This window comes from Streptomyces sp. 4F14, assembly GCF_048159485.1.
Lineage (GTDB): Bacteria > Actinomycetota > Actinomycetes > Streptomycetales > Streptomycetaceae > Streptomyces.
Genome location: NZ_JBLRVY010000015.1, coordinates 227050 through 233294, shown reverse-complemented (window position 1 = coordinate 233294; position 6245 = coordinate 227050). Strand labels below are relative to the sequence as shown.

At 70.4% G+C, this 6245-nt stretch carries 5 protein-coding genes and 1 pseudogene; 5 read left to right on the top strand and 1 reads right to left on the bottom strand.

Annotated elements, in window-relative coordinates; all coding sequences use genetic code 11:
* Nucleotides 1-508 precede the first annotated feature (508 nt).
* Nucleotides 509-862: pseudogene (locus ACLZOT_RS26345) on the top strand (Uma2 family endonuclease); the annotation flags it as partial.
* A gap of 172 nt (nt 863-1034) precedes the next feature.
* Here ACLZOT_RS26345 and ACLZOT_RS26340 read toward each other — a convergent pair.
* On the bottom strand, nt 1035-2231 hold the full coding sequence (locus tag ACLZOT_RS26340) for an MFS transporter (protein WP_416971537.1): 1197 nt from the start codon (nt 2229-2231) through the stop codon (nt 1035-1037).
* Nucleotides 2232-2339: 108 nt separating this feature from the next.
* Here ACLZOT_RS26340 and ACLZOT_RS26335 point away from each other — a divergent pair, with 108 nt between their 5' ends.
* From ACLZOT_RS26335 to ACLZOT_RS26320, 4 genes are all read left to right on the top strand, one after another.
* The gene (locus tag ACLZOT_RS26335) at nt 2340-2966 is read left to right on the top strand and encodes a TetR/AcrR family transcriptional regulator (protein ID WP_416971536.1); all 627 of its coding nucleotides are present in this window, start codon (nt 2340-2342) and stop codon (nt 2964-2966) included.
* 206 nt (nt 2967-3172) lie between these two features.
* Nucleotides 3173-3865: a glycoside hydrolase family 11 protein gene (locus ACLZOT_RS26330; protein ID WP_416971535.1), complete on the top strand. Its 693-nt coding sequence runs from the start codon at nt 3173-3175 to the stop codon at nt 3863-3865.
* An 11-nt stretch (nt 3866-3876) separates the two neighbouring features.
* The gene (locus tag ACLZOT_RS26325; protein WP_416971534.1) at nt 3877-4566 is read left to right on the top strand and encodes a polysaccharide deacetylase family protein; all 690 of its coding nucleotides are present in this window, start codon (nt 3877-3879) and stop codon (nt 4564-4566) included.
* A 219-nt stretch (nt 4567-4785) separates the two neighbouring features.
* Complete coding sequence (locus ACLZOT_RS26320) at nt 4786-6009, top strand: AMP-binding protein (protein ID WP_416971533.1); 1224 nt, start codon at nt 4786-4788, stop codon at nt 6007-6009.
* The last annotated feature ends 236 nt before the right edge of the window (nt 6010-6245 follow it).

Sequence of the window (6245 nt, the reverse complement as noted above, 5' to 3'; positions counted from 1 at the left end):
GCTCGGCGAGTCTCATGATCGCTTTACGCGATCTCCTAAAGCGGGTGTCGGCAGTTCGAATCTGCCCGGGGGCACAGCGCATTACCACTCTGACCTGGGGTTTTCATCCCCGGAGAAGAACATCCACCCGGCTCCGGACTCGTCGTCCGGGGCCGTTTGCCTGAGCGGACGGGAAGTTGATCTCCTGAATTCCTCCTGTCGGATCCGCATCATCCGGCACGGATTCCGGGTACAAGCCGGGCCGCCGCCTCGGTGATCGCTCACGAACCCCTGGTCTCATCGGCGTCCAGAATTTCGAGCACGCGCGGCGCGTCGCCATTTCGCCGAGTCGTAGGCGCCGATGCCTGGCGAGGTGGGGTACGGCGGTACCGCAGCGGCGCAACTCCGCCCTCCGAAGCCGAGGTTCACCACTCTTCGAGGCGGCTGAGGAAGGGAATCCGCGCTGCGGAGGGCAACGAAGCCGCGCGCGTCGGCGTACGGCTCCTGCCCGGCTACCGCACCGACGTGACCGGAGTGGAACGCCGACACCGGCTTCGCCGTCCGGCTTCAGGGCGTCCCGCTCACCGATCGGCGCCCGGACGTCATCGTGTACCGCGCCGACACGATCGACATCACCCCCACCCGCCCCGAACACGTGCTGCTGGTCGCGGAGGTGGTGTCACCAGGATCGGAGACGACCGACCGGATCGTGAAGGCCGACCAGTACGCCAGGGCAGGCATCGGCTTCTACTGGCGGACCGAGCAGGCCGCGACCGGCGTCCTCAAGGCAGCGGCCCCCTTCCCGGTGGAGATCGACCTCGGCCAGGTCCGAGCCACTCGCTGCTCAGTACCGCCCGGCAAGGCTCCGGTCACCGGTCGATGAGGGCTAGGGTCCCAGGTCTCCCGGTTCAGGGGCGTTCGAGGGCCTTGGAGGTGACGGTAAGTCCGTCGAACCGGCCTTCGCCGAGCAGCTCGGCCTCGGTCACGGTCGTGGTTGACCTGTCGGCGGCGGCTCCGTCGCTGTCTTTGCCTCGCCGGGGAGTTGGAGCCACCCCTCACACCCCCTCCCCCACCGCCTCCCGCCGCCGCCCCCGCGTGTCCACCGCCGGTGCCAGGAACGCCGCACACCCGACGCACACCAGGACGACGGTCATGGCCGGCCGCAGGCCCACGTGTTCGCCGAGGAAGCCGAGGCCCGGGGGGCCGACGAGGAAGGCGAGGTAGCCGATGATCGCGACGAGGCTGACGCGGGCGGTCTCGTCGGGGCCGGACTCGCCGGCGGCGGAGAGGGCGAGGGGGAAGCCGAGGGAGGCGCCGAGGCCCCACAGGAGGACGGCGACCCCGGCGACGACGGCGCTGTCGGCGACGATGACGAGGAGCAGGCCGAGGGCGCCGGACACGGCGCTGGCGCGGACGACGACGACACGGCCGTACCGGTCGAGGAAGTAGCCGCCGCCGAAGCGGCCGAGGGTCATGGCCGCGGCGAAACCGGCGTACACCAGGGACCCGGCGGCCTCGTCCATGCCGTGGCCGTCGACCATGATCAGGGGCAGCCAGTCGTTGGCGGAACCCTCGGCGAGGGCCATGGCGAGCACGATCGCGCCGATGAGGACGAGCTTGCGGTCCTTCCAGACGGCCGTCCGGGGGCGGCCGGTCTCCGAGGCGCCGGCGGTCTCAACTCGCCCTGTTCCGGCGGGGATCGCCGGGATCGCGTACACAAGCAGCGCCACGGATACGGCGGTTGCGCCGGCGAGATGCCATTGCACCGGTACGTCCAGTGCCGTTGCCGCGATGCCGACGCCCGCGCCGAGCACCGTACCGAGGCTGAAGCAGCCGTGGAGGGTCGGCATGGTGGTGATGCCGGTGAGGCGTTCGACGTCGGTGGCGTCGATGTTCATGCCGACCTCGCCGCCGCCGATGCCGGAGCCGAAGAGGAAGAGGCCGAGGGTGACGAGGGGGGTGGACGAGGCGAGGACGCCGAGGGCGACGGTCGCGAGGCCGGTGACGAGGACGGCCGTACCCCCGATGATCACCGGGCGGGTGCCGAAGCGGGAGACGAGGCGGCCGGAGCAGAGGATGCCCAGCATCGAGCCGAGGGAGAGGCCGAAGAGGACCAGGCCCATCTGGCCGGTGGACACGTCGAGCCGGTCGCGGATCGCGGGGGTGCGGGTCACCCACGACGACATCGCGATCCCGGCGAGCAGGAAGAAGACGAACAGCGCCCGGCGGCGCCTGCGCACGGCCTGATCCATGAGAATGCATCTTTCGTGGGTGCGGGTCGGCTTCCGGGCGGGCCTCCTCGCCCACCGGTTTGGACAAATGTACATGGCTGCTCACAGCGGCAGAAAGCGATTTCAGACATGACTCCTGAGGGCATGACTCCTGAGGGCACGGCCCCGCCCGCCTCCCGCCGCGATCTCATCCTCGCCGCGGCCCTGGACGTGGTCGCCGCGGAGGGCGCGATCCGTGTCACCTACCGCAGGATCGCCGCCGCCGCGGGCGTCCCGCTCGGCTCGGTGACGTACTACTTCGCCGATCTGGACCAGCTCCTCACGGAGGCGTTCACACGCCTCGCGCAGACCGTGTCGGCGCACTACCGCGCCCAGTTGGAGGCGGCCCGCACCCCCGAGGAGGCCCGCGACGCGGTCGTCGACATCATGAGCGGCACACTGTGGACGAGCGACCGCGATCCGCTGCTGACGTTCGAGCTGTACGCGTTCGCGGCGCGCACCCCTGCGCTGCGGACGGTCCTCAACAGCTGGATGCGGGCCAGCCGCGACGCCCTGGCCCGGCACTTCGACCCGCTGACGGCGCGGGCGCTGGACGCGCTGGTCGAGGGGTTCACGCTGCACAACTTCTTCGACGACACCCCGCTCGGGCGGGACGACATCGCGGCGGTGGTGCAGGCGCTCCTGGAGCGTGGGCGGGGGCTTCCCCAAGGGCCTCCCGAGGGGCTTCCAGAAGGGCTTCCAGAGGGTAAAAACTGACCGGAAGTCGAGCGAAACATTCGGAACCAGTGACTCGTGACCTGGGGCTGATGGTCGCGTCACCTCTGCGCTACGCGCGCTGATCAGGCATGTAGTGAGCGAATGTTTCGGGCTGCCTGCCGAAACTGTTGACAGTTGACGGGGCCATACCAACACTGTCCCCCGTCAGGCACCCTTACCTCTGGAGGACCAGGAGGAAGCACGCCATGAACGCCGCACCCGCACGCAGCGGCCCTCTCAGCCGCTTCAGGCTCTTCGCAGCAACCGTCTGCGCCACCGCCCTGGCCGCGCTGATCGCCCTCGTCATGCCGGGCACCGCGCACGCCGCGACGGTCGTCACCACCAACCAGACCGGCACCAACAGCGGTTACTACTACTCGTTCTGGACGGACTCGCAGGGCACCGTCTCGATGACCCTCAACAACGGCGGCAACTACAGCACTTCGTGGCGCAACACCGGCAACTTCGTGGCCGGCAAGGGCTGGAGCAACGGCAGCCGCAGGACCGTGAGCTACTCGGGCAGCTTCAACCCGTCCGGCAACTCCTACCTCACGCTGTACGGCTGGACGGCCAACCCGCTGGTCGAGTACTACATCGTCGACAACTGGGGCACGTACCGCCCGACGGGCACCTACAAGGGCACCGTGAACAGCGACGGCGGCACGTACGACATCTACCAGACGACGCGCTACAACGCCCCGTCCGTGGAAGGCGTCAAGACCTTCAACCAGTACTGGAGCGTCCGGCAGCAGAGGCGCACCGGCGGCACCATCACGACCGGCAACCACTTCGACGCCTGGGGCCGGGCGGGCATGCGGCTCGGCTCGTTCAACTACTACATGATCATGGCGACCGAGGGATACCAGAGCAGCGGCAACTCCAACATCACGGTGAACTGAGGGGAGTCGACGTGAAGCTCTCGGTACGGCCGCTCTCCGTACGGCCGTTCGCGGCCACGGTGACGGCCGCCGCGCTGGCCCTGACGGGCGCGGTCGCGGTGGACGCCACCGCCGCGCGGGCCGCCGCGTGCTCCGGGTACGTCGGTCTCACCTTCGACGACGGACCCACCGGGAACACGCAGGCCCTGCTCAACTCCCTGAGGGGCAACGGCCTTCGGGCCACGATGTTCAACACCGGGCAGAACGCGGCGAGTTACCCGGCGCAGGTGCGGGCGCAGGTGTCGGCCGGGATGTGGGTGGCCAACCACAGCTACTCCCACCCGAACCTCACCCAGCTCTCGCCGGCCCAGGTCGACTCGGAGTTGTCGCGCGCGCAGCAGGCCATCGCGAACGCGGGCGGCGGCACTCCCCGGCTGTTCCGTCCGCCGTACGGCGCGACCAACGCGACCGTGCAGTCCTCGGCGGCCAAGTACGGCATGCGGCAGATCATCTGGGACGTCGACTCGCAGGACTGGAACAACGCGAGCACCGACGCGATCGTGGCCGCCGTCGGGCGGATGACCAACGGCCAGGTCATCCTGATGCACGACGGTCCGGCCAACACGCGCGCGGCGATCCCGCGGATCGCGCAGAACCTCGCGTCGCGGGGCCTGTGTCCGGGGACGATCTCGCCGTCGACCGGGCGCGCGGTGGCGCCGTAGCGGTACCCCGGCGGGGCGGCTGCCGGCCGCCGCGCCGGGTCATCGGCCGTCCTCGGCAATCCAGCGGACGGGTGAGGCGGGGGCATCTGAGGGGGTGGCCGGGGGCCGGTTGCCACTTGAGCGCCTGCCGTACGCCTCCCGGGGGAGGGGTACTACGGGATAGGTGTGGCGGGGGACGCCTTGTTCCCGGGAACCGGTGTGGCCTGAAGGAGTCGTGGGATGCCGCAGAGACGCGTCGCTCCGGGGGAACGCCGAGGCCGCAGGGCGACGGACCCGCTGGAGAACCGGATCGTGTGCGAGGGGTTCCGGGGGACCTGGTGGCGGCTGGACCCGCCGCCGCTGGAGCGGCGCACGGTCGTCCTCGCGGACGGACAGCTCGACGCGCTCACGGCCGCCCGCGCCCATCTCGGCAACCCCGGTGAGCTGTTGGTCGTCGCCCGGGAGCGGGTCGACGAGACGCTCTGCAAGGAGCTGCGGCGGTTCGCCGAGGGACGCCCGGCGCGGCCCGGCCGGATCTGGCTGACGACCAGCGGGAGCGCGGGCCGGCCCCGGCTGCTCGCGCACACCCTTTCCTCGCTGACGACGCTGGCCGGCCCCCCGCCGCCGCACCGCTGGCTGCTGCCCTACTCCCCCGGTACGTACGCCTGGTGGCAACTCGTCGCGCTCAGCCTCGCGTTCCCCGGCCAGGACCTGGTGACCGCGTCGGGGCCGCGTCCCGACCAGTGGCTGCCGGTGGCGCTCGCGGAGGGCGTGGACGCGGTGTCGGCGACGCCCTCGTTCTGGCGGCTCGCGCTGGCCTCCGCGGATCCGGGGCTCGCGGATTTCCGGCCCCGGCAGATCACGCTGGGCGGCGAGCCGGTGGACCAGCCGCTCCTGGACCGGCTGCGGGGCGTGTTCCCCGCCGCGCGGATCACCTGGATCTACGCCTCCACCGAGGCCGGCGCCTGTGTCGTCGTGCACGACGGGAAGGCCGGTTTCCCGGTGGAGTGGCTGGAGCGCACGGACGGCACGAAGCCCGGACTACGGGTGCGGGACGGGCAGTTGTACGTCCGTCCCGTGCACGGCGCGGACGGGGTGCCGGAGTGGATCGCGACCAGCGACCGGGCCGAATTCGTGGGCGGACGTGTGGCGTTGAGCGGACGGCTGGGTCAGGACCAGCTGAACGTGGGCGGGTTGAGGCTCTCCGCCGGGCAGGTGCGGGACGTGCTGCTCGCCCATCCCGAGGTGCACTGGGCGCGGGTGTTCGCGCGGACCGCGCCGTTCGTCGGGTCCGTGGTGGCCGCGGAGGTCGTATCGGACGCGTCCGAAGGGGAGTTGGTGTCCTGGTGCACCAACCGGCTGCCGGGTCATGCGGTACCGCGGTTCTTCACCTCTCTCGACACGGTGCCGCTGACGACGACGCTGAAGAGTCATCTCGACAAGGCCGCGCGCAGAAGCGGCTGAAGCCTTCCTGGGGCCTTCCGCCGAACGTTGGAAATTTCGGCCGCACCCGTGCTCCCTGAGTTGGAGCAACTCGCTACGGCCATACGGGCAGTCGGGGGGTCCGAGCCTTCGGGGACATTCCACCGGAAGGACCGCGCCCAAATCGGTGTGCACTCAGTGCCGTTGGCGTAGCTCGTGTCGTTGATTCGCGTAACGAGCGCTATTTTCGCCGGAGATGAGGGCATGCGAAAGCCGCA